Source organism: Massilia sp. BHUDP2, from assembly GCF_046236355.1.
GTDB lineage: Bacteria > Pseudomonadota > Gammaproteobacteria > Burkholderiales > Burkholderiaceae_D > Telluria > Telluria varians.
Window position 1 is genome coordinate 520,478 of record NZ_JBJUVW010000001.1, and the last position, 19,830, is coordinate 540,307.

Annotated in this window: 20 protein-coding genes and 1 tRNA gene; 8 read left to right on the plus strand and 13 right to left on the minus strand. The window is 67.4% G+C overall.

What is annotated here, in order from left to right; genetic code table 11:
- The first annotated feature begins 42 nt into the window (after positions 1-42).
- A tRNA-Ile gene (locus tag ACK6C6_RS02310) sits at positions 43-121 on the plus strand.
- A gap of 35 nt (positions 122-156) precedes the next feature.
- Here ACK6C6_RS02310 and ACK6C6_RS02315 read toward each other — a convergent pair.
- Both ACK6C6_RS02315 and ACK6C6_RS02320 read right to left on the minus strand, forming a co-directional pair.
- Positions 157-1,062, minus strand: coding sequence for a pyridoxamine 5'-phosphate oxidase family protein (locus ACK6C6_RS02315; protein ID WP_409265679.1), 906 nt, complete (start codon positions 1,060-1,062; stop codon positions 157-159).
- Positions 1,063-1,066: 4 nt separating this feature from the next.
- Positions 1,067-1,669 (minus strand): glutathione S-transferase family protein, encoded by a 603-nt coding sequence (locus tag ACK6C6_RS02320; RefSeq protein ID WP_409265680.1) that lies wholly within the window; start codon positions 1,667-1,669, stop codon positions 1,067-1,069.
- Between the two features lie 104 nt (positions 1,670-1,773).
- On the opposite strand from ACK6C6_RS02320, the gene ACK6C6_RS02325 reads away from it, so the two are divergent.
- Complete coding sequence (locus ACK6C6_RS02325; protein ID WP_036215143.1) at positions 1,774-2,667, plus strand: LysR family transcriptional regulator; 894 nt, start codon at positions 1,774-1,776, stop codon at positions 2,665-2,667.
- Positions 2,668-2,744: 77 nt separating this feature from the next.
- On the opposite strand, the gene ACK6C6_RS02330 is transcribed toward ACK6C6_RS02325, so the two are convergent.
- The 5 genes from ACK6C6_RS02330 to ACK6C6_RS02350 form a co-directional block, all read right to left on the minus strand.
- Complete coding sequence (locus tag ACK6C6_RS02330; protein ID WP_409265683.1) at positions 2,745-3,107, minus strand: hypothetical protein; 363 nt, start codon at positions 3,105-3,107, stop codon at positions 2,745-2,747.
- Between the two features lie 59 nt (positions 3,108-3,166).
- Positions 3,167-3,625: a hypothetical protein gene (locus ACK6C6_RS02335; RefSeq protein ID WP_409265684.1), complete on the minus strand. Its 459-nt coding sequence runs from the start codon at positions 3,623-3,625 to the stop codon at positions 3,167-3,169.
- Positions 3,626-3,963: 338 nt separating this feature from the next.
- Positions 3,964-4,629 carry an endonuclease III domain-containing protein gene (nth, locus tag ACK6C6_RS02340; protein WP_409265686.1) on the minus strand — a complete coding sequence of 222 codons (666 nt, stop codon included), beginning with the start codon at positions 4,627-4,629 and terminating at the stop codon, positions 3,964-3,966.
- Positions 4,630-4,631: 2 nt separating this feature from the next.
- Positions 4,632-4,955, minus strand: a complete 324-nt coding sequence (locus ACK6C6_RS02345) for a hypothetical protein (RefSeq protein WP_409265688.1) — start codon at positions 4,953-4,955, stop codon at positions 4,632-4,634.
- A gap of 9 nt (positions 4,956-4,964) precedes the next feature.
- Positions 4,965-5,939 carry a ribonuclease Z gene (locus tag ACK6C6_RS02350; protein ID WP_409265689.1) on the minus strand — a complete coding sequence of 325 codons (975 nt, stop codon included), beginning with the start codon at positions 5,937-5,939 and terminating at the stop codon, positions 4,965-4,967.
- 179 nt (positions 5,940-6,118) lie between these two features.
- Between ACK6C6_RS02350 and ACK6C6_RS02355 the strand changes: the two genes are divergently transcribed.
- Positions 6,119-6,523, plus strand: coding sequence for a hypothetical protein (locus ACK6C6_RS02355; RefSeq protein ID WP_409265690.1), 405 nt, complete (start codon positions 6,119-6,121; stop codon positions 6,521-6,523).
- Position 6,524: 1 nt separating this feature from the next.
- Here ACK6C6_RS02355 and ACK6C6_RS02360 read toward each other — a convergent pair whose 3' ends face one another.
- From ACK6C6_RS02360 to ACK6C6_RS02370, 3 genes are read right to left on the minus strand one after another with little or no spacing between them, the layout of a single operon-like run.
- The gene (locus tag ACK6C6_RS02360) at positions 6,525-7,427 is read right to left on the minus strand and encodes an NAD(P)/FAD-dependent oxidoreductase (RefSeq protein ID WP_409265691.1); all 903 of its coding nucleotides are present in this window, start codon (positions 7,425-7,427) and stop codon (positions 6,525-6,527) included.
- Positions 7,402-7,884, minus strand: a complete 483-nt coding sequence (locus ACK6C6_RS02365; protein WP_409265692.1) for an RrF2 family transcriptional regulator — start codon at positions 7,882-7,884, stop codon at positions 7,402-7,404. Before ACK6C6_RS02365 ends, ACK6C6_RS02360 begins: the two co-directional genes overlap by 26 nt.
- Positions 7,885-7,943: 59 nt before the next feature.
- Positions 7,944-8,321: a YbaN family protein gene (locus ACK6C6_RS02370; RefSeq protein ID WP_409265694.1), complete on the minus strand. Its 378-nt coding sequence runs from the start codon at positions 8,319-8,321 to the stop codon at positions 7,944-7,946.
- A gap of 270 nt (positions 8,322-8,591) precedes the next feature.
- Between ACK6C6_RS02370 and ACK6C6_RS02375 the strand changes: the two genes are divergently transcribed.
- Complete coding sequence (locus ACK6C6_RS02375) at positions 8,592-10,529, plus strand: diguanylate cyclase domain-containing protein (protein WP_409265695.1); 1,938 nt, start codon at positions 8,592-8,594, stop codon at positions 10,527-10,529.
- 6 nt (positions 10,530-10,535) lie between these two features.
- On the opposite strand, the gene ACK6C6_RS02380 is transcribed toward ACK6C6_RS02375, so the two are convergent.
- Positions 10,536-11,825: a cytochrome P450 gene (locus ACK6C6_RS02380; protein ID WP_409265697.1), complete on the minus strand. Its 1,290-nt coding sequence runs from the start codon at positions 11,823-11,825 to the stop codon at positions 10,536-10,538.
- A gap of 66 nt (positions 11,826-11,891) precedes the next feature.
- A complete protein-coding gene (locus ACK6C6_RS02385) occupies positions 11,892-14,150 on the minus strand; it encodes a CHASE domain-containing protein (RefSeq protein ID WP_409265698.1) in 2,259 nt (752 codons plus the stop codon).
- 188 nt (positions 14,151-14,338) lie between these two features.
- Between ACK6C6_RS02385 and ACK6C6_RS02390 the strand changes: the two genes are divergently transcribed.
- The 4 genes from ACK6C6_RS02390 (at position 14,339) to ACK6C6_RS02405 (ending at position 18,036) form a co-directional block, all read left to right on the plus strand.
- Positions 14,339-14,779, plus strand: coding sequence for a hypothetical protein (locus ACK6C6_RS02390; protein WP_409265699.1), 441 nt, complete (start codon positions 14,339-14,341; stop codon positions 14,777-14,779).
- A 63-nt stretch (positions 14,780-14,842) separates the two neighbouring features.
- The gene (locus tag ACK6C6_RS02395; protein ID WP_051306744.1) at positions 14,843-15,463 is read left to right on the plus strand and encodes an LON peptidase substrate-binding domain-containing protein; all 621 of its coding nucleotides are present in this window, start codon (positions 14,843-14,845) and stop codon (positions 15,461-15,463) included.
- A 26-nt stretch (positions 15,464-15,489) separates the two neighbouring features.
- Complete coding sequence (locus tag ACK6C6_RS02400) at positions 15,490-16,254, plus strand: hypothetical protein (protein WP_409265700.1); 765 nt, start codon at positions 15,490-15,492, stop codon at positions 16,252-16,254.
- Between the two features lie 258 nt (positions 16,255-16,512).
- Entirely contained in the window at positions 16,513-18,036 is a 1,524-nt protein-coding gene (locus ACK6C6_RS02405) for a DEAD/DEAH box helicase (RefSeq protein WP_409265701.1), read from the plus strand.
- A gap of 47 nt (positions 18,037-18,083) precedes the next feature.
- On the opposite strand, the gene ACK6C6_RS02410 is transcribed toward ACK6C6_RS02405, so the two are convergent.
- A complete protein-coding gene (locus ACK6C6_RS02410; RefSeq protein WP_409265702.1) occupies positions 18,084-19,775 on the minus strand; it encodes a histidine kinase famiy protein in 1,692 nt (563 codons plus the stop codon).
- Positions 19,776-19,830 lie beyond the last annotated feature (55 nt).

A 19,830-nucleotide genomic window follows, 5' to 3' on the forward strand; every position in this document is an offset into this window, starting at 1 on the left:
AGCGGGTGGCGAGATCACTTTCTAGCCACTGTCCCGATTTCTGGGCCTCTAGCTCATGCTTGGTTAGAGCAGCGGACTCATAATCCGTTGGTGCCCAGTTCGACTCTGGGGAGGCCTACCACTTTTCTCCTGCAAGCCTTGCGCATGCCAATTCGATCAGCATGCGTGTCGAATGTCGCGGCGCTCAGCGAGCGGGAATGCCGCTCGCCGCAGCCATCCGCGCGCAACACTGAACGTCCAGGCCCGCTCGGCCCGTGCATCCGATAATGCGCCGTCTTGCCACGCAATCTCGGCGCGGCCTTGCAGCTGCAGGATGTCACCGCTGGCAAAGTCCACCATGACCAGGGCGGCGCGCGGCTCCAGCAGCAGGTTGCCCAGGGTATTGAAGTAACGGTTGCCCGGATAGTCGGGCACCGTGAGCACATTGTCGCGAAGGCGCAGGAATCCGGCCTCGCCGCCGCGGTGCGAGATATCGAGGCCGCGTGCCCCGATCTGGGCGCTATTGCCACTGGCGCTGGCGACAAACATCGTTTCGCACGCCACAATCAGGCGCACCGCGTCTGGCGGTAGTTCGCCCCCGAAAGCCTCGATGCCGCCGCGCTCCCGCGCTACGGGAACAAGCTGGCGCACATGAATATACTTGGGGCAGTTGCCGAACGACTGGCGCACATCCACCAGCACGCCTTCGCCATCCGCCTGCGCAATCACGCCATTTTCCCGGTTACGCCGCCGGGTACCCAGGTCGATGCCGAGGATGCCGATCTCCGCACCCTGCCGAAAATGCGGGCCGGCCGGGTCTCCCGGGGCGGGCAGGGCGGCGATCCGCAGCCGACCAGGTACCGGCGAGGAAGCGAAGCCCGGCTCGCCATGCAGCAGCGTCGCAAGCGGCCACCCTTGCGCATCCGCCACAGCCACGCACACGAAAGGCAGCAGGGAAAAGAACTGGCGGTGCTGGTCCGGCATCTGGCTGCGGATCGGCGCGCCGGCCGGGCCGCCGCCAGCCAGTTGCTGGGCGCGCAGCTCGCCTTCGTGGAAAGGCTCGGGAATGCAGTGATCGATCATGGCCTCACTCCGGCATCGGCACGAAATTCGGCAGCGCCTGGACGCGCGCGATCCAGTTGCGCACCTGCGGGTAAGGCGCCAGCGAAATGCCGCCTTCCGGCGCATGCGCGATGTAGGCGTAGCAGGCCAGGTCCGCCAGCGTCGGTGCAGGCAGGGCCAGGAAGTCCTGCTGCGCCAGGCTGGCTTCCATGAAGCGCAGCACCTTGTCCGCCAGCTTGTGCATGAGATGGAGTGGCATGCCGGTGTCGCCCCAGCGAGCGCCGACGCGCGCCTTTGCCGGGCCGAAGGCGATCTCTCCGGCCGCCAGCGACAGCCAGCGCTGCACTTGCGCCGCTTCGACCGGATCGTCCGGCAGCCAGCCGCTGCCGGGAGCGTAGCGCTTGGCCAGGTAGACGAGGATGGCATTGCTGTCCGCCAGTACGAGCTCGCCGTCCTGCAGCACGGGAATCTGGCCGAGCGGACTCATACGCAGGAACTCGGCGCTCTCGCGCACCGAGGCTGGCGTTTCAACGAGGCGGTAGGGTAGCTCCAGCAGGTGCAGGAACAGTTGTACACGGTGAGTATGGCCGGACAGCGCCGTGCCGTAGAGGGTGAGGGAAGGAGCCATGTCTGTGAAGGGGAATGGTTGATGGAGTCTTCATCCTAGACAGGTGGTGGGCATTGCGGAATGGGGCATAATCGCAATTCACTCTTTCACTTCTCGCAATAAGCATGGACCGTCTGGATGAACTGCAGGTCTTCCTGGCCATCTTCGAGGCAGGCAGCATGGCGGCCGCGGCGCACAAGCTGCACCGCTCGCCCTCGGCGGTGACGCGGCAGCTGGCCGCCCTGGAAGAGCGCGTTGGCGCGCGCCTGTTCGAACGCAGCACGCGTCGCTTGACCGCCACGGGCGAGGGGCAGCGCCTGGCCGAGGGCGCGCGCCGCCTGCTGGCCGACTATGACGCGGCGATCAGCGAGCACCAGCAGGCCACCCCGCGCGGCCTGCTGCGGGTAACGGCGCCGACGGTTTTCGGGCGCCGCCACATGGCGCCCGTGGTGACGGCATTCCTGATGCGCTATCCGGACATCCAGGTCGAACTCATCCTTAACGACCGCAACATGGACCTGATCGACAGCGGCATCGACCTGGCGCTGCGCATCGGTCCGCTCGACAGCTCGGGCCTGGTCGCGCGCCAGGTGGGTGCGGTGCGGCGCATGACGGTGGCCAGCCCGGCTTATCTGCGCCAGCACGGCGCACCTGCCACGCCCGAGGAGCTAAGCCGCCACCAGCTGATCCTGGGCACCGCCGTGCGCGGGCTGCCGGAATGGCGTTACGGCGCGGAGGGGCGCGAGTACGTGGTGCGCTTTACGCCGCGCCTGCAGGTGAACGACGTGGAGGGCGTGCTGCATGCGGCGCGCGAGGGCTTCGGCATCGCGCGCGCCCTGAGTTACCAGGCGGCGCCGGACCTGCGGGCCGGAACCCTGGTGCCGGTGCTGGGCGCCTACGAAGCCGAGCTGCTGCCGGTGCACCTGGTGTTCCCGAGCGCGCGGCACATGCCAGCGCGGGTGCGGGCTTTCGTGGATTTTGCGGTGGAAGCATTGGCGCAGCTGGAGCTCATCCATTAAGAGCGCCTGAAGAAACGCGCTAGTGTATCGATCGACGCCTGCTTGAAATGGATACAAGGCAGGTGTCGATACGACTCTTAGCTTCTCGCGCGGGAACGACGGCGTCCCCACAGCCCCAGCAGGCCAACGCCGGCGGCAAGCATGGCAGGGGCCGGTGCCTCAGGCACTGCCGTTACCACCCCTTGCGAGAAATCCGCGCGCAGGTTGAAGCCGAAGGACCCATACATCCATTGGTCCGACGAATTCACGAAGCCAAGCGTCAGCGTTTCGGCGCGGTCGACCGAGTCGGTAAAACTGTCATTCCATAGCCCCACGCTGCCGGAGACGGATGCCTGGTTCAATTCCTCGCCGTCTGCCCTGGCCCAATGCACAACCTGTGCTGAGCCTTTTGTCAGGGATCCAGGCGTCGCGTACAGATTCATCACCACGTCGAGTGACATCGAAACCTCGGAGTGCGGAGCAAGCTGGAAAAAGATATTCGACGTGCTAGCGGAGGCATTCAGCTCGCCCCGCATATCTGCTGGGAGCATGAGTGCACCGGATATGAATTGCCCGTTACGTTTTCATTGGCATCAAACGCATAATGGCTTTCCCCGGATAGCTTGCCGTCCCAGCTAATCGACGGCGGTGTGTTCTTGATATACAAGCTCTGCTGGGCGTCGCTGTAAATAATTGCGTCGCCCTGTTGGACGCTTCCTTGCACACTGTTTCTAACGCTTCGCAGCTCGCCGAGGAACTGTGCTGCCTGGCCATCGTCAGGCCTCAAATCCTTTACCGTATATCGGTAATTGGAGGCCGAGACTTCGAAATTGCTTGTCGCCGCAGCTGGCAAGGATATCGTCGCCGTAAAGAGGGTCAATGTCGATACCGCTAGTGCTTTATAGAATCTGGTTTGTTCAATATGCATCATCGTTCCTTTAATATTGATAAAGGCTGCGCAAACAATTGGTACGTACAAAGCTTCCTGCTCCGGACGTAATGTTTAATCTAGCATATATCCCAAGAATAACTGTGCTGCAAACCTTGAATATGTTGTGAATATCGATCGGACGAAACCGTCATTGAAATAAATAATTACCGCAATCGATGCGCTATGCATGAATTGATGAGTATTCGACTGATCATATTATTTCAGGCGGGAAAATAGCCTTGGCCGAGATAATGTGAGACGCCATAGGAGATTCCCATCGAATAAGCACAAAAACATACCCACTTTTATTGGGGCTATGCAATTGGTTAATTTGTTTGCCGGAAGCTTGCATAGGGGCGAACATCCGCTGGCGGCTCCAGGCCGCTTCAGCGATGTTCCGTCACGCCCACCTGCCGGCACATGTCGAGCACCGGGCAGCTTGAGCAGCGCGGTTTCGTTCCAGTGCAGATGTGCTTCCCGAATGGGACCAGCAGGCGGTTGATGTCGATCCAGTGCTCTTGCGGCAGCGTTGATTCCAGCGCCGCCAGGGTCTTCTCGGGCTTGGAGGCCTGCACGTAGCCCCAGCGGTTCGTTACCCGGTGCACGTGGATGTCGACGCTGATGACGGGCGTGCCGTGGGCAACGCCCAGCACCAGGTTCGCGCACTTGGGGCCGACGCCGGCGAACGACAGCAGCACCTCGCGCTCGCCGGGCAGGGTGTCGCCGAAGCGCTCATGCACCTGGCGTGCGATGGCAAGGATCTGGTTCGCCTTGCGTTCATGGAAGGTGCTGGGGCTGATCAAGGCGTCCAGCTCTTCCCAGGACAGCGCCATGACCGCCGAGGGCGTGCGTGCCCGCGCGAACAGCGTGCGCGACACCGGCAGCGTCACTTCGTCATAGGTGCGGATCGAGATGATGCAGGCCAGCAGCTGCTCGAAGGTCGAGGTAAAGCCTTCCTCCGCCAGCTGGAACAGCGCCGCCTTCGGCCAGGGTCGCACGGCGTCTTCGATGCGCTCGAGCGCCACGTCGATGTCGAAGGGCCGCTTGTCCATGACTACATTCCTTGATCACCGGATGCGCCAGCCTTCCGGCTCTTCAGCCAATCGCGCCCACCCGCATTCAACGCTTTCGTGATCACCTCGGCCGGCAGGCTGTACACCGTCGCCCAGGTCGCCCGCCCGTCCGCGCTATTCGACGGAAAGCTCTCGGTCTCGATCGGCCAGTGGTACTTGCGCTTGAGCGCGCGGACGATGGCGGCCAGGGTGATGCGGCCGCGCAGCGGCTCGCTACCCAGCTGGTCTTCGTTCGACAGCAGCACGGCGAGCACGGCGCCACGCGATGTATTGGGTCCGGGGAAGATGGGGCTTTTCTTGGGCATGGGTCGATTTTACGGCAGCAGATGCAAGCTGCCATCCTTCCTGAGCTCGTAGATCGCGAAGTCGCGCGCCAGCGCCAGCGTGCCCGTGTAATGCGCGCGCGCCTCGTGCTCGATGTCGTCCAGCGTCAGGACCTTCCCATTTGCCTGCTTGGGGTCCAGGTAGCGCGGGCTGAAGTGGGTCAGGATCAGGTTCGGCACCTGCGCCCCCTGCGCCACGCGCGCCACCATCGCGGCCGAGCTGTGCTGCGGTTCCGGTCCTACCTTGTGCAGGATCGCTTCCGTATAGGTCGCCTCGTGCACCAGCACGTCCGCGTTCGCCGCTTCCTGTGCCAATAACTCGGGCGTGTCGTTGTCCCCAGCGATGATCACCTTGCGCGACCTGCGCGGCGGCATCAGGTACTGTTCGGCCACCACGGCGCGGCCATCGTCCAGCACCACGTTGCGCCCCTGCTGGATCTCGCCCCAGGCCGGCCCGGCGGGAACGCCGCCGGCTTTCAGCTTGTCGATGTCGAGTTTGCGCTCCACCGCCGCCTCGGTGAAGCTGTAGGCCCAGCAATCGATCCGGTGCGACAGCCTGGTGGCGCGCACCCGCAGGTCGGGCAGGATGTCGCTGTGCGCCAGCGCGTCGATCGCCACCCAGTCGATGGGGTAGGGCAGGGTCAGCTGCGAGGCTTCCATGATGCATTCGATCATGCCGCGCAGCGGCGGCGGGCCGACGATGGCCAATGCTTCCGTGCGGCCCAGCATGCCGGCGCTGGCCAGCAGGCCGGGCAGGCCGTAGCAGTGGTCGCCATGCAGGTGGGTGATGAAGATCGCTCGCAGGCTCATCGGCGACAAGTTCGTGCGCAGCAGCCGGTGCTGCGTGCCTTCCGCGCAGTCGACCAGCGACCAGTGCCTGGCGCCGCGCGTGCGGATCGCGATCGCCGTCATGTTGCGCGACCTGGTCGGTACGCCGGAAGAGGTGCCGAGGAACTGGATTTCCATACCTTGCGCCGTGACTGATGAGGCTTCCATTATGCGCGATCGCCGGCAATCCGCCATGTGTTTGATCGCGCTCAATGCCTTCCCATACTGCGATGGACCGCCCGCATGGCTTTCGCTGTCTGACCTTCAGGACGGCCGCCGTGGTGCGGCTGCCATTCGATCCGTCATGAGGAGACATCATGCGCAGCTTCTATCCGCTTGTCGCGGCCGCCTTGCTGCTGGCCGCGCCGCTTGCGTTCGCTGTCCAGTGCGGCCCGCAGGGCAAGGTTAACATCACCGCCCAGCGCGAGGCCATGGGCGCGCCCGATGGACGCATTTCCACCGGCACCCAGCTGGCCGACGAGGTCGTCGGCAGCTACGCGCTTTCGAACGGCCACCGGCTGGACCTGATCCACCTCGACGAGCGGCTCATTGCCGAGTTCGACAAGCGGCGGCGGGTCCAGCTGGAGGAGGTCGGTCCGCACCTGTTCGCTTCGCGATCGGGCGACGTAGAGATGGCCTGGATGCCCGGCCAGCGCACCGACACCATCCTGCTGAGCTATCCGGCCGACAACCAGGGCCGGCTCAGGCGCAGCTGTTCCTGATTCAGCCGAAGACCAGCGAGCGGTGCGCCCCCAGGCCGGCCATCGCGCCGTCGGCCACGGCCATGGCCACGTTGCCGGCCGGACGCGTGGCGTCGCCGCCGGCGAACACGCCCGGCACGGTGGTCTGCTTCGTCATGTCGGTGCGGATGAAGGGGCCGAGCGGGCCTTCGTCGAATTCGCAGCCGAGCTGCGACGCGATCGGGCTCGCCATGTGCAGGCGGCCATAGGTGAACAGGCCCGCATGCGGGATGCGGCGGCCGTCGGCCAGCACGACGGTGGCGCTGTCCTCGATGCGCAGGACCGGCGTGTCGTCGATGGCGAGCACGCCGCGTTTTTCCATGGCGGCGCGCTGCTCGGCGTCGGGCGCGTAGCGGCCGTTGGTGAACAGCGTCACCTTTCCCCAGTCGGGCAGCAGCATCGCCTGGTGGAAGGCCAGTTCGTCGTTGGCGAGGATGCCGATCGCGCCCTGCTGCAACTCGTAGCCGTGGCAGTAGGGGCAGTGGAACACGCTCTTGCCCCAGCGCTCGGCCAGGCCCTCGATGGACGGCAGCTCGTCGCGCACGCCGGTGGCCAGCACCAGGCGGCGGCCGTGCACCTTCCCCCTGCTGTCGAGGTCGACCGTGAAGCCCTCGCCATCCGGGCGCGCGTCGACGGCGCTGCCGTCGATCCACGCGACGGTGTCGTAGGCGGCCACCTCGGCGCGGCCGGCCCCGGCGATGTCGGCCGCCGGGTGGCCGTCGCGGGTGAGAAAGCCGTGCGACTCGCCGGCGAAGCGGTTACGGCGCTGGCCGGCGTCGACCACCAATATCCGGCGCCGCGCCCTGGCCAGTTGCAGGGCGGCGGACAGCCCGGCGTAGCTGCCGCCGATGACGATGGCGTCAAACTGGGTCGTGCTCATGTTCATGGTGAAACCTCGTGTGGGGATGGCTGCGTTTGTAGTCGTCGAAGCGACGGTTGAAGTCCTGCGACAGGTCGGCCAGGGTGACGTCGCCGAGCTGGCGCAGCAGCAGGGCTTCGGCTTCGTCAAAGGCATTGCCCAGGGCGGCGTTGACGCTTTGCTCGACCAGGCAGGCGGTCTTTTCGCTGCGGTTGCCCATCGCGAACAAGGACGGGGCGCCGACGGCGTCGTAGATGTCGCGCAGCGTCACCTTGGCCAGGTCGCAGGTGATGCTCCAGCCGCCGCCGTGGCCGCGGTTCGAGCTGATGTAGCCGCGCTCGCGCAGGCCGGCCAGCACGCGCCGCACCAGCACCGGGTTGGTGTCGAGGAAGCGGGCCATTTCTTCCGAGGTCATCGGATGGTCGCTGTGGGCCAGGTGCAGCAGCACGTGGAGCACCGAGGATAGTTTGCTGTCGCGTCTCATGTAACTAATGATAGTACAAATTCGGGCGACGTGCGGCGAGGCGCGTAAAAATGGCGCGGCTAGCGCTTTGCGGGGTCGAGGCGCAGGGTCGGCAGGAAACGCCAGAGGTAGATGCTGACGCCGGCGCCCATCAGCGCCAGCAGGGCGGGGATGGCCGGATCATCGAAGCGGCGCATCGCCAGCAGCAGCGAGCCCCACAGCATGACCGTGGCGAGAACCTTGGCCTTCAGCGGGATGCCGCGGCCGGCTTCGAAATTGCGCAGGTATTCACCGAACACAGGGTGCGACAGCAGCCAGCGGTGCAGGCGCTCCGAGCCGCGCGCGAAGCACCAGGAGGCCAGCAGCAGGAAGGGCGTGGTCGGCAGCAGGGGCAGGAACAGGCCCAAGATGCCCAGCAGTAGCGCCAGCACGCCCGCCGCGTTGTAGAACGGTTTCATGATGTCACTCTAGCATGCGTCATGACAGGCGGCGCGGTCGTTTATTGATGAAATAGTGTTTCATCTTACTGTTCAGTATGAAATATTCTTTCATCATGGCGAAAAATCGTTGGAATCGTCAAATTTTACATCAACAGTAAGTTCCAACAGGAAACTGTATGTATAATGGGTTAGACCACCACGGGCGCGATCCAGGAGTTTTGCGGGCGCGAGCAAGACGCCCGGCTTCGCCTCTTCATGCCAGATACCGGTTGCCGCAAGCTCGTCGTCATGCCTACGTCTTCCTCTACCTCCAAGCCCTCGTGGCGCTCACGCCTGGCGAACCTGTTTCGTCCGCGGGTGCTGCGCGACCTCGCCATCTACCTGGCCCTCATGCTGCCCATCGTCTGGGGACTGGTGGCGGTGGAGCAGGCGCGCTTCGCCTCGATCGCCAAGGCGGGCAGCACGCGCGACCTGCGCAACTATGCGCGCGTGTTCACCGAGGAAGTGCGCGCCACCGTCGGCATCGTCGACCTGTCGCTGATCCAGCTGCGCTCCACCTGGCAGCGCGACCGCGACGGCTTTACTCAAATGGTGGGCGAGAATACGCGCTACCTGCGCAACCGGGTGCCGATGTTCATCACCGTGCTCGACGCGAAGGGCCGGATCGCCTACACCAATGCCGGTCCCGGGCAGACCGGGCTGGACCTGAGCAGCGCGCCCGGCTACCAGGCCCACCTCGGGATCCGCGACGACCGCATCGACGTCAGCCGGCCGGTGATCTGCACGCTCACCAATGCCTGGGCCGTGCAGTTCAGCCGCTCGATCCGCGACACGCAAGGGCGCCTGCAGGGCGTGATCATCGCCGCCGTCTCGCCCGACTATTTCGTGCGCTTTTACGAGGATATCGACCTGGGCCCCCATGCCGCCGTGTCGCTGGTCCGCATCGATGGCGCCGTCATCGCGCGCAGCACCCGCGGCAGCGCCAGCCACGGCATGGGCCGCTTCCTGACAAATAACCCGTATGCCGGCCACAGCCCGGTCACGGGGACCTTCCGCCGCCTCAGCCAGCTCGACGGGGTCGACCGCTTCTATGCCTGGCACAAGCTGCCCGACTACGGCATGGTGGTGACGGTCGGCGAAGCCGTGCAGGACGCCGAGGCGCGCTTCGCCCAGCAGCGCAATGCCTTGAGCTGGGTCGGCGCCGCCGTGTCCTTCGTGCTCACCCTGCTGGGCTGGGCGGCGCTCGGCGCCGCCGAACGGCGCCGCCGCGCCCTCAAGGCGCTGGCCGCCGCCGAGGCGCGCTGGAAGCTGGCGCTCACCGCCACCGGCGACGGCGTGTGGGACTGCGACGTCGTCACCGGCCTGGCCACGCTGTCGGCGCGCGCCCAGATGATCCTCGATACCGAGCGCGCGGTGATCTCGTGGTACGGCAGCGCGCTTGACGCCATCGTCCACCATGAAGACCTGCCGCAGCTGCGCACCCAGCTGCGCAGCCACCTGGCCGGGCGCAGCCCGGACTTCGCGGCCGAGTTCCGGGTGCGCAAGCAGAGCGGCGACTGGAGCTGGATCGATGCGCGCGGCACCATCAGCGAACGCGACGAGCTGGGTAATCCGATGCGCATGGTCGGTACCTTCTCCAACATCGACGCGCGCAAGCTCGAAGAGGCGCGCATGCGCCGCATGGCGCACGAGGATGCGCTGACGGGCCTGCCGAACCGCGTGCTGCTGGGCGACCGCCTGCGCCAGGCGATCCGCGCCGCCAGCCGCGACGGGCACAAGGTGGCGCTGATCTACTTCGACCTCGACGAGTTCAAGCCGGTCAACGACACCCACGGCCACGCGGCCGGCGACCGCCTGCTGCAGCTGGTGGCGCGCCGCCTGCGCGCGGGCCTGCGCGAAGCCGATACGCTGGCGCGCGTCGGCGGCGACGAATTCGTGCTGCTGCTGCCGCGCTGCGAGGCACTGCCTGACGCGCGCAAGGTGGCGGAAAACATCCTGCTCCAGCTGAACCAGCCGTTCGACGACGGCGAGCTGGTGCACCGCATCTCGGGCAGCCTGGGCATTGCGCTGTTCCCGGACGACGGCATGGATGCCGAGAAACTGCTGCGGGCCGCCGACCTGGCCATGTACGAGGCCAAGTCGCAGGGGCGCAACCGGGTCATGGGCGCCAGTGGCGCGCATGACGGTGCGCAGCGGGTCGCGCCGGCGCTGCGCAGCCAGGCCTGAACCCGCTCAGCGCACCGGCGCCGCCACCTCGATCTGGAAGCCGCTCGCCGGCATGGTCGGCATGCGCGCCAGGCTGATGCTCAGGTCCTGGCGCGGCACCGTGTACACCACTTCCGAGGCCAGCAGGTGCAGCGCGGCCTTCACCAGGTCCACCGTCATCGCTTCGCCGGGACAGCGGTGCCCGGTCAGGTAGTCGCCTCCACCTTGCGCGACCAGGTCGAAGCCGTCGCCCTGCCAGCCAATGAAACGCTCCGGCTTGAAGCGCTCCGGTTCCGGCCACAGCCGCGGGTCGTGGTTGGTGCCGTGCATGTCGAACAGCACCCAGGTGCCTTCCGCGAAGTGCAGGCCGCGCCAGTCGAACGCATCGAGCGCCCGCCCGCCGACCGCCGGGAAGAAGGGATAGAAGCGCCGTACTTCCTGGACAAACGCGGTGAGCGTGGCGTCGTCGCCGGTGGCGACGCGCGCGCGCCATTCGGGGTAGTCGTGCAGCGCCAGGGCGCCGAACACGATGTAGCGCGCCACCGCGACCACCGGGCGCAGCACGTTGATCAGTTCATTGGCGGCGACGTCGACCGGCAGCGCCTGTTCGTCGCGGTCGCGGTGGCGGGCGATCACGGCCAGCGGGCTGCCCGGCTCCGGCGCCAGCTGGCCGGCGCGCACCGCCCCGACCAGGCCCTTGGCCCAATGCTCGGTGCGGCTGCGCAGCAGCAGGCCCTGGATGGTGCGCCGGAACACGGTGCCGGCGCCGTCGATCATGGCGGAAAATTCCCGGGTCAGGCGCGCATGGTCGACGTGCGAGGCGGGGATGCCGGCCCAGCGGCAGGCCGCGGCGCACAGCACGCTTTCGGTCTCGTCGAACAGGCGCACGCGGCGCCGCGCGGGCCAGCCGCCGACCCGGGCGCGCCATTCTTCCTGCGCGATCGTCAGCATGCGCGCGCGGTCGCCTGGGGTCTGCAGCGACATCATCATCGCCTTGCGGTGGCGGTGGTCCTCGCCGTCGAGCGTTTCGGCGCTGCCGGCGTCCTGCAGCAGCAGCAGGGTGGTCGGCGGGATGGCGCCGCGCCGTGTGAAGCGGCCCGGCTGCCAGAACATGCGCGCGGCCTCGTGGCCGCTCACGCAGATCGCGCGCCGGCCCATCAGGCGGGTGGCGAAGGCGTCGGTGTCCAGTTCGGCGCAGCGGCGCTGGAAGAAGGGATAGCCTTCGGAGAGCAGCTTGAGCGTGCTGTCGAAGACCCTGGTGTGCGGCACACTCTGCTCGACGGGAACGTGGAGGGAGGCATTGTCGGAGAAAGACACTGTGGGCTCCTGGCTCGGGTTCAGGCAGGGCCAATGTAGCATGCGACTAGTCGCGCACGATTCGCCCTAGGCCATCGCCACGGGTGCGCTGGCCATATGCCGTGGCAGATAGATCGTCACCGTCGTCCCTTTGCCCGGCTCGCTCGCCAGGCGGATGTCGCCGCCGCTCTGGCGCGCGAAGCCGTGCGCCATCGACAGGCCCAGGCCGGTGCCCTTGCCCTCGGGCTTGGTAGTGAAGAAGGGTTCGAAGGCGTGCTCCATCACGTCCTGCGGCATGCCGTGCCCGCTGTCGGCGACCGCCACCGTGACGTAGTCGCCCGGCGCCAGCACGGCGTCGCCCTCCACGTGCGCGTTGTTCAGCGCCAGCACGATGCGCCCGTTGCCTTCCATCGCGTCGCGCGCGTTGATCACCAGGTTGAGCAGCACATTCTCGAGCTGGTTCGGGTCCACCAGCACCGGCCAGAGATCGGGCGGGATGCGTTTTTCCAGGGTGATCTGGTCGCCCGCCGCGCGCAGCACCAGGCTGTCCATGCGCTCCAGCAGCCCGTCCACGTGCACCTCGAGCGGGTGCAGCGGCTGGCGCCGCGCGAAGGCGAGCAGCTGGCCGGCCAGCTTGGCGCCGCGCTCGACCGCGTCGAGGATGCTGAGCAGGCGCTTGCGGTGGCTGGCGTCGGCGCGCAGGATCAGCTGCACGTTGGCGCTAATGATGTGCAGGATGTTGTTGAAGTCGTGCGCCACGCCGCCGGTGAGCTTGCCCACCGCTTCCAGTTTCTGGGCCCTGGCGAGAAGCTGGCGCGCCTCGTCCAGGCCCTGCTGGCGCTGCTGCTCGCGCGCTTCCGCTTCCTTGCGCTGCGTGATGTCGCGCACGAAGGCGGTGGCGCCGAAGCCTTCCTCGGTCGGCATCACCGCCACCGTCACTTCGGTCGCGATGTGGCGCCCGTCGCGCCCGGCTACCTGCAGTTCGGTCGGCGCACCCTGCATCGCGCACTGCCCGCTGCGCGCGAAGGCCTCGAAGCCGGCACGGAAGGACGCGCGGCTTTCCTCCGGCAGCAGTTCGTCCACCGGGCGGCCGATGGCCTGGCCGGGCTTTTGCCCGAACAGGCGGCTGGCCTGGGCGTTCCAGTCGGTGATGCGGCCCCGGGCATCGACGGCCACGAAGGCGTCGGGCGCGTTCTCGAGGATGACCTGGATGCGTTTCTGCTCGCTGGCGATGCGGTCGTGCGACTGGCGCAGCTCCAGCGTCATGCCGTGCGCCAGCTGCAGCGCGCGGCGCCGTTCGCTGGCCAGCAGCCAGACTACCAGGCTGATCAGGAAGCTCAGGCCGATGCCGGTGATCGCCACCAGCTGCGGGCGCTTGGTGTCGAGGCTCTCTTCGAGGGCGGCGCTGGAGCGCATGCTGATGGTCCAGGTACGCCCGCCCGGGACGATCTGGGCGCTGGCGCGCAGGCGCGCCGGGTGTTTGGACGCGTTCGGCGAACGGTACAGCAGGCTGGCGGCGCCGGCCGGATCGCCGTCGTGGATCTCGACCTCGAGGTCGGTCGAATGGGCGCCGCCGAGTCCCCGCATCAGGTCGTCCATGCGGAAAGGGGCGTAGACCCAGCCGACGATGGCCCGGCGGCGCTGGTCGACGGTGCCGGCCAGCTCGCCGTCGCGGTACACCGGCAGGTACATCAGGGCCCCGGCCTGCTGGCTGCCCGGCTTCCCGTGCCCCACGCCTTCCTGGACCAGCACCACCTTGCCGCTCAGCGCCGCCTGGCCGGTGTCGCGCGCGCGCTCCATGGCGGCGCGGCGCACCGGTTCGCTGAACATGTCGAAGCCGAAGGCGCGCAGGTTGCGTCCGCCGAAGGGCTCGATGTGGGTGATCGCGGTATAGACTTCGCGCGGCGTGTCCGGGTGCACCGCATAGCCGGGATGGCCCTGGCGCCGCATGGCCGCCTCGTGCGCCGCCAGCTGCGGGCGCGGGATGATGGTGGCGATGCCGAGCGCTTCCATGCCGGGGAAGGACTGGTCCAGGCGCAGCAGCCCGTAGTACTCCGCCCAGTCGTGCCGATCGAGCTCGACCGAGCCGCGCAGGAAGCCGCGCGCGCCGCGCAGCACCTGTTCGTACACCGCCATGCGGCGGCTGATGCTGTAGGCCATGTCGCGGGTGCGGTAGTCGAAGGTCTCGAGCAGCTGCGCTTCGGCGGCGCGCTTGGCGCTGCTCCAGGCGCTGAACGTGACCAGGAGGGTCACCAGCAGCACCAGCATGGCCAGCAGCAGCGGCATCTGTCCGGAACCGGGCAGGGGAATGCGGCTGGGCTGGGTGGCTGGCTGGGACTGCGGCATGTAGTCGTACGCGCGAAGGGCGCCGTGGGGCAGGTTGATCGGAAACGCGCGGAAGCAGGTAGGATACGCACCCTTGCTGTGTTGGAGCGCACGCCACCGGGCGCGTCTGACAATATATCGTATTATCTCCTATAGTGACGTGATGCAACTTTCTAAACGTGTGAGCCCCCGCGCTTTACCCTCCCGGCATGCGGCTGCCTGAGTCGTCCGAGCTGCTGCGCCACCACTGGCCGCTCGCCGCCCTCGTGGCCGGCGCATTGCTGGTGCTGCTGTGGGGAATGCTGTGGCCCTTGCGCGGCGACAGCCACGAGCTGGCGCTGGAAGTGCGGCGCGACCAGCAGGCGCCTTCGGCGGTGCGCCTGACCCTGGGCGTGCAGGACGTGCTGTTGCTGAGGAACGGCACCGGGGCGCCGCTGGTGTTCGGCCCGGTGCAGCTGGCGCCGGGCGGCGAGTTCAGGCTCCCGGTGGAGGAGGCGGGCGAGCAGGACATCCCCTGTCCGGCGTTGCCGGGCGGGGTGCTGCGGGTGCGGGTGGTGCCGATGCCGGATCCGGGCATGGACAGGCTGCGCTGGCGGCTGGCCAACTTCGGGCACGCGATCCGCAGCATGCCGCTGCAGGGGCCTGATTGAAGGCGCCCTGCGCGCGCCCAATCGTGCTCCCGTTTTGCCTGCGATTCTGTCATCATGGACATCATGTCCACGATTTCCATGCCCTTGTTCCCGCTCAGTACGGTGCTGTTTCCGGACGGGGTGCTGCCGCTGCAGGTGTTCGAGGTTCGCTACCTCGACATGATCAGCCGCTGCCTCACCGAAGACGCACCCTTCGGCGTGGTCTTGCTCACGCATGGACACGAGGTGCGCCAGCCCGATGGCGAGCCGGAGCGCTTCGCCGCCGCCGGCACCATCGCTTCCGTCACCGAAACCACCACCACCTCGCCCGGGCTGCTGCAGGTACTCTGCCGCGGCGGCTCGCGCTTCACGGTGGTGACCGCCGAACAGCGCCTGAACGGGCTGTGGATGGCCGAGGCCGAGCTGGTCGAGGACGACCACGACGTCAAGGTGCCGTCCGAACTGCAGGGCGCGTCCGACGCGCTCGACCGCGTGCTGTCCTCGCTGCACGACGTACCGCGCCACCGCTGGCCGGTGCAGCCGCCGTTCCGCCTCGACGACTGCGGCTGGGTGGCGAACCGGTGGTGCGAACTGCTGCCGCTGCCCAACCAGCAGAAGCACCACATGCTCATGCTCGACAACCCCGTGATCCGCCTGGAGCTGCTGCACGACGTCCTGGACGAGCACGGTCTCATTACTTCGTAGCTTATTTTCGTGGTTTATGTGCTGGCATGAAATTCTCGGACGACCTCCTGATCGCGTACATCAACGGTGAGCTGGCCGAGCCGGCGCGCGCGGCGGTCGAGCGCGCTATGCGCGCCGATCCGGTGCTGGCCGCCCGCATCGCCCAGCATCGCCGCGAAAGCGGCGAACGCTCCGCCGGCCGCTCCCACATCTTCAGCGTCTCGAACGGCCACGGCGGACACCACCAGGGGCGCGCCCGGGCCCCAGGCGGGGCCAAGGTGGTCCACCTCGACGCCGTCCGCCCCGGACGCGCCGCGCCGCTGGCGCCGCCCTCCCTGCCGGCCCGCACCAAATGGACGCCGCGCCACTGGCTGGCCGTCGGCGCCGCGCTCGTGGCCGGCGCCCTCGGCGGCGCCCTCGGCTGGCAGGAACTGCGGCCCGACCCCGGGCTGGTGATGCTCGAAGCCAGCGACGGCGCCCTGGTGGCGCGCGGCCGCCTGGTCGAGGCCCTCGGCGGCCAGCTGGCCAGCCCCGGCCCCTCGGAAACCGGGGTGCGCATCGGCGTCACCTTCGTGTCGAAAGACGGCAGCTACTGCCGCAGCTTCGTGGTCGACACCACGGCCGGCCTGGCCTGCCGCGGCAACGGGCGCTGGACCATCCCGGTGCTGGCCCAGCCGCAGCCGGGCACCGCCTGGCTCGACGGCAGCACCCTGCCGCCGTCGGTACAGGCCGCCATCGACGCCCGCATCGTCGGCGCCACCCTCGACCCGGCGGCCGAACGCGCGGCCCAGCAGCGTGGCTGGACACCCTGACCCTTTGTCCGATGCTTTCCACCGTTCTCGAAAACTGCCCCGGAAACAGGACTTTATATACATGGGGGTGGTTTTCAGGTATCGTGTAGCCCGCTAAAGTGCCTCTACGTCCGCCCTGTCCAGGCTTGTTGCCTGGGCGCTTCGCGGCCCATGCGGACCGGTTTGCCGGCCCGCCGTCCCTCTGGAAGCTACCCGCGCGGGCCGATTCGTGCCCGCAGGCGCAGCCGTAGAGCTAACGAAATACTGTCCAACAAGAATATGTCTGATATCCAGAATACTCCCGTGAGCGCCGATTCCGACGACATCACCCTGGCCGCACCGGTCGAGCAAGTCAAGGCGGACGAAGCGCCGACCGTGCGCTTCACCGACCTCGGCCTGGCGCCGGAAATCCTGCGTGCGCTGACCGACCAGGGCTACGAGTACCCGACCCCGATCCAGGCCAAGGCGATCCCGCTGGTGCTGCAGGGCCGCGACGTCATGGGCGCCGCCCAGACCGGCACCGGCAAGACCGCCGGCTTCTCGCTGCCGATCATCCAGCTCCTGATGGCGCATGCCAACAGCAGCATGTCGCCGGCGCGCCACCCGGTGCGCGCCCTGGTGCTGACCCCGACCCGCGAACTGGCGGTGCAGGTGGCCGACAACGTCAAGGCCTACGCCAAGCACACCCCGCTGCGTTCCACCGTCGTGTTCGGCGGCATGGACATGAAGGGCCAGACCACCATCCTGAAGGGCGGCGTCGAGATCGTCATCGCCACCCCGGGCCGCCTGCTCGACCACATCGAGCAGAAGAACATCAGCCTGGGCCAGGTGCAGATGCTGGTGATGGACGAAGCCGACCGCATGCTCGACATGGGCTTCCTGCCCGACCTGCAGCGCATCATCAACCTGCTGCCGAAGCAGCGCCAGAACCTGATGTTCTCGGCCACTTTCTCGCCGGAGATCAAGAAGCTGGCCAACAGCTTCCTGAACAGTCCGGTGCTGATCGAAGTGGCGCGCAGCAACGCCACCGCCGACAAGGTCACGCAGATCGTCTACAAGGTCGACGAGGAGCTCAAGCGCGACGTGGTCGAGCACATCATCCGCGAGCGCAAGCTGAAGCAGGTGATCGTGTTCTCGAACACCAAGATCGGCGCTTCGCGCCTGTCGCGCCACCTCGAGCAGAAGGGCATCAAGGCCTCGGCGATCCACGGCGACAAGACCCAGCAGGAGCGCATGGCCGCCCTCGACGCCTTCAAGGCGGGCACGGTGGAAGTGCTGGTGGCGACCGACGTGGCCGCGCGCGGCCTCGACATCTCGGACCTGCCCTGCGTGATCAACTACGACCTGCCGTACAACGCCGAGGACTACGTGCACCGCATCGGCCGTACCGGACGCGCCGGCGCCTCGGGCGACGCGCTGTCGGTGTACTCGGACAAGGACGAGCGCCTGCTGGCCGACATCGAAAAGCTGATCAAGCAGACCGTCCCGCGCGGTGAGCTGCCGGGCTTCGTGGCGCCGTCGAGCCGTTCGCGCGAAGGCGGACGCCCAGAATTCGCCCGCGACGGCGAACGCCGTGGACGCCGCGACGAAGGCGCCCCGCGTGGCGGCGAGCGCGGCGAACGTCCGCCGCGCAGCAGCGGCTACAGCCCGACGCCGCGCCGCGAGAAGGTCGATCCGTGGTTCCTCAAGCCCTACGAGCCGTCCAGCGCTGCGCGCAGGGAAGTCGTGACGCCGGCGCCGCAAGCCAAGCCGGGCAAGCAGAAGCTGGCTTTCCTGCTGGGTGGCGGACCGCGTAGCAATTGATTTTCGTAGGGTGGACGGCGAAGCCGTCCACCCTACGAATAGCGAGTTCAGGCGGCCCGGCGCGCTCGCAGCGCCGCATGCACCCGGTCCAGCAGGTCCTGGTGCTGGTAGGGCTTGGCCAGCACGTCGAGTGACTTGTCGCGCGCCCCACGCGCCGGCAGTTCATCCATGTAGCCGGTGGTCACCAGCACCGGCATCGACGGCTTGCTGGCATGCACCTGCTCGATCAGTTGCAGCCCGTTCATCCCGCCCGGCATGATCACGTCGGTGAACAGCAAATCCACCTTTTCCGTTTCGAGCAGCTCGAGCGCGCGCTCGCCGCTCGGCGCCGACAGCACGTCGTAGTCGGCCGCCGCCAGCATGGCTTCGGCCAGCTCGCGCACGTCCTCGTTGTCTTCCACCACCAGGATGCGGCACTTGCGGCCCGCTTCGTGCGCGTCCGTGCCGGGCTCCAGGTCGCCGTCCTCGTGCCGCGGCTGCTGCGCCACCGGGAAGATCATGCGCACCTGGGTGCCGCGTCCCGGTTCGCTGTCGATGTCGAGCCGGCCCTGCGACTGCTGCACGAAGCCGTGCACCATCGCCAGGCCCAGGCCCGTGCCCAGGCCCTTGGTGGTGAAGAAGGGCTCGGTGGCGCGCTTGAGCACGTCCGGCGGCATGCCTTCGCCCCCGTCCTGGATGGAGATGGCGACGTACTCGCCCGGCGGCAGCCGGTTGGCGACACGCCGTGCTTCGTCGACTACCGCCGTGCCCACCGTGACCACGCCGCCTTGCGGCATGGCGTCGCGCGCATTGATGACGACGTTGAGCAGCGCCATCTCCAGGTAGGTCGGGTCGATCGAGCAGGACGGCAGGCCGGGGCGCAGGTCGAGGCGTAGTTCGACCTTGTCGCCGAGCGTGCGCACCAGCATGTCGGAAAAATCGACCACCAGCGCGTTCAGGCTGACGCGCTTGTGCTCGAGGCGCTGCTTGCGCGCAAAGCTCAGCAGTTGCTGGGTGAGTTTGCCGGCCTGCAGGGTGGCGCGCTGGGCACGCCGGATCGGCTCGGCCGCCGCGGGGGTCTTCCCGGCGCTCAGGAGCGCCAGTTCGAGGTTGCCGTTGATGACCTGCAGCAGGTTGTTGAAGTCGTGCGCCATCCCGGCCGACAGCTGTCCGATGGCCTCCATCTTCTGCGCCTGCAGGTTCGACTCGAGCGTACTGCGGCGCTCGGTGACGTCCATCTGCGAGGCGAAGAAGTACAGCAGCTTGCCGTCCTGGTCGAAGATCGGGCCGATGAACAGGGCGTTCCAGAAAGGCTCGCCGTCGGCCTTGTAGTTGAGGAGGTCGACCGCCACCGCGCGCTGCTCGCACAAGGCCTTGCGCACTTCGGCGACGGTGCCGCGGTCGGTGTCGGGCCCCTGCAGGAAGCGGCAGTTGCGGCCCATCACGTCCTTCTCTTCGTAGCCGGTGAGGTCGAAGAAGGCGCCGTTGGCGAACACGATCGGATTGTCGTCCTGGTTGGGATCGGTGATGATCATGGGCATGCGCGTCATCTCGACGGCGGCGAAGAAGATGTTGCTGCGCTCGTCCAGCCCCCGGCGGCCGATATAGCCGGCCTGCCAGTGATTGATGCCCGGGCCGCCGGTCGGCGTGACGGCATTGCCCTCGACCTCGCCGACGGCCTGCACGCCCACGCTCTGGCCATTCCCCTGCATGTCGAGGGGTTTCGAGAGGTGATCTTCCTTGTCCGATCCAGTTGCCATGTGTGTCCCGATGTGCGGCAACATGCCGCGGCGCCGGCAGCCGCACGCGGGCGGC

Excerpts from the sequence above, each read along its gene's own strand:
- ACK6C6_RS02315 (WP_409265679.1), bottom strand. The coding sequence starts at position 1,062 with ATGATCGATCACTGCATTCCCGAGCCTTTCCACGAAGGCGAGCTGCGC.
- ACK6C6_RS02320 (WP_409265680.1), bottom strand. The coding sequence starts at position 1,669 with ATGGCTCCTTCCCTCACCCTCTACGGCACGGCGCTGTCCGGCCATACT.
- ACK6C6_RS02325 (WP_036215143.1), top strand. The coding sequence starts at position 1,774 with ATGGACCGTCTGGATGAACTGCAGGTCTTCCTGGCCATCTTCGAGGCA.
- ACK6C6_RS02330 (WP_409265683.1), bottom strand. The coding sequence starts at position 3,107 with ATGTCACTCGACGTGGTGATGAATCTGTACGCGACGCCTGGATCCCTG.
- nth (WP_409265686.1), bottom strand. The coding sequence starts at position 4,629 with ATGGACAAGCGGCCCTTCGACATCGACGTGGCGCTCGAGCGCATCGAA.
- ACK6C6_RS02345 (WP_409265688.1), bottom strand. The coding sequence starts at position 4,955 with ATGCCCAAGAAAAGCCCCATCTTCCCCGGACCCAATACATCGCGTGGC.
- ACK6C6_RS02350 (WP_409265689.1), bottom strand. The coding sequence starts at position 5,939 with ATGGAAATCCAGTTCCTCGGCACCTCTTCCGGCGTACCGACCAGGTCG.
- ACK6C6_RS02355 (WP_409265690.1), top strand. The coding sequence starts at position 6,119 with ATGCGCAGCTTCTATCCGCTTGTCGCGGCCGCCTTGCTGCTGGCCGCG.
- ACK6C6_RS02360 (WP_409265691.1), bottom strand. The coding sequence starts at position 7,427 with ATGAACATGAGCACGACCCAGTTTGACGCCATCGTCATCGGCGGCAGC.
- ACK6C6_RS02365 (WP_409265692.1), bottom strand. The coding sequence starts at position 7,884 with ATGAGACGCGACAGCAAACTATCCTCGGTGCTCCACGTGCTGCTGCAC.
- ACK6C6_RS02370 (WP_409265694.1), bottom strand. The coding sequence starts at position 8,321 with ATGAAACCGTTCTACAACGCGGCGGGCGTGCTGGCGCTACTGCTGGGC.
- ACK6C6_RS02375 (WP_409265695.1), top strand. The coding sequence starts at position 8,592 with ATGCCTACGTCTTCCTCTACCTCCAAGCCCTCGTGGCGCTCACGCCTG.
- ACK6C6_RS02385 (WP_409265698.1), bottom strand. The coding sequence starts at position 14,150 with ATGCCGCAGTCCCAGCCAGCCACCCAGCCCAGCCGCATTCCCCTGCCC.
- ACK6C6_RS02390 (WP_409265699.1), top strand. The coding sequence starts at position 14,339 with ATGCGGCTGCCTGAGTCGTCCGAGCTGCTGCGCCACCACTGGCCGCTC.
- ACK6C6_RS02395 (WP_051306744.1), top strand. The coding sequence starts at position 14,843 with ATGTCCACGATTTCCATGCCCTTGTTCCCGCTCAGTACGGTGCTGTTT.
- ACK6C6_RS02400 (WP_409265700.1), top strand. The coding sequence starts at position 15,490 with ATGAAATTCTCGGACGACCTCCTGATCGCGTACATCAACGGTGAGCTG.
- ACK6C6_RS02405 (WP_409265701.1), top strand. The coding sequence starts at position 16,513 with ATGTCTGATATCCAGAATACTCCCGTGAGCGCCGATTCCGACGACATC.
- ACK6C6_RS02410 (WP_409265702.1), bottom strand. The coding sequence starts at position 19,775 with ATGGCAACTGGATCGGACAAGGAAGATCACCTCTCGAAACCCCTCGAC.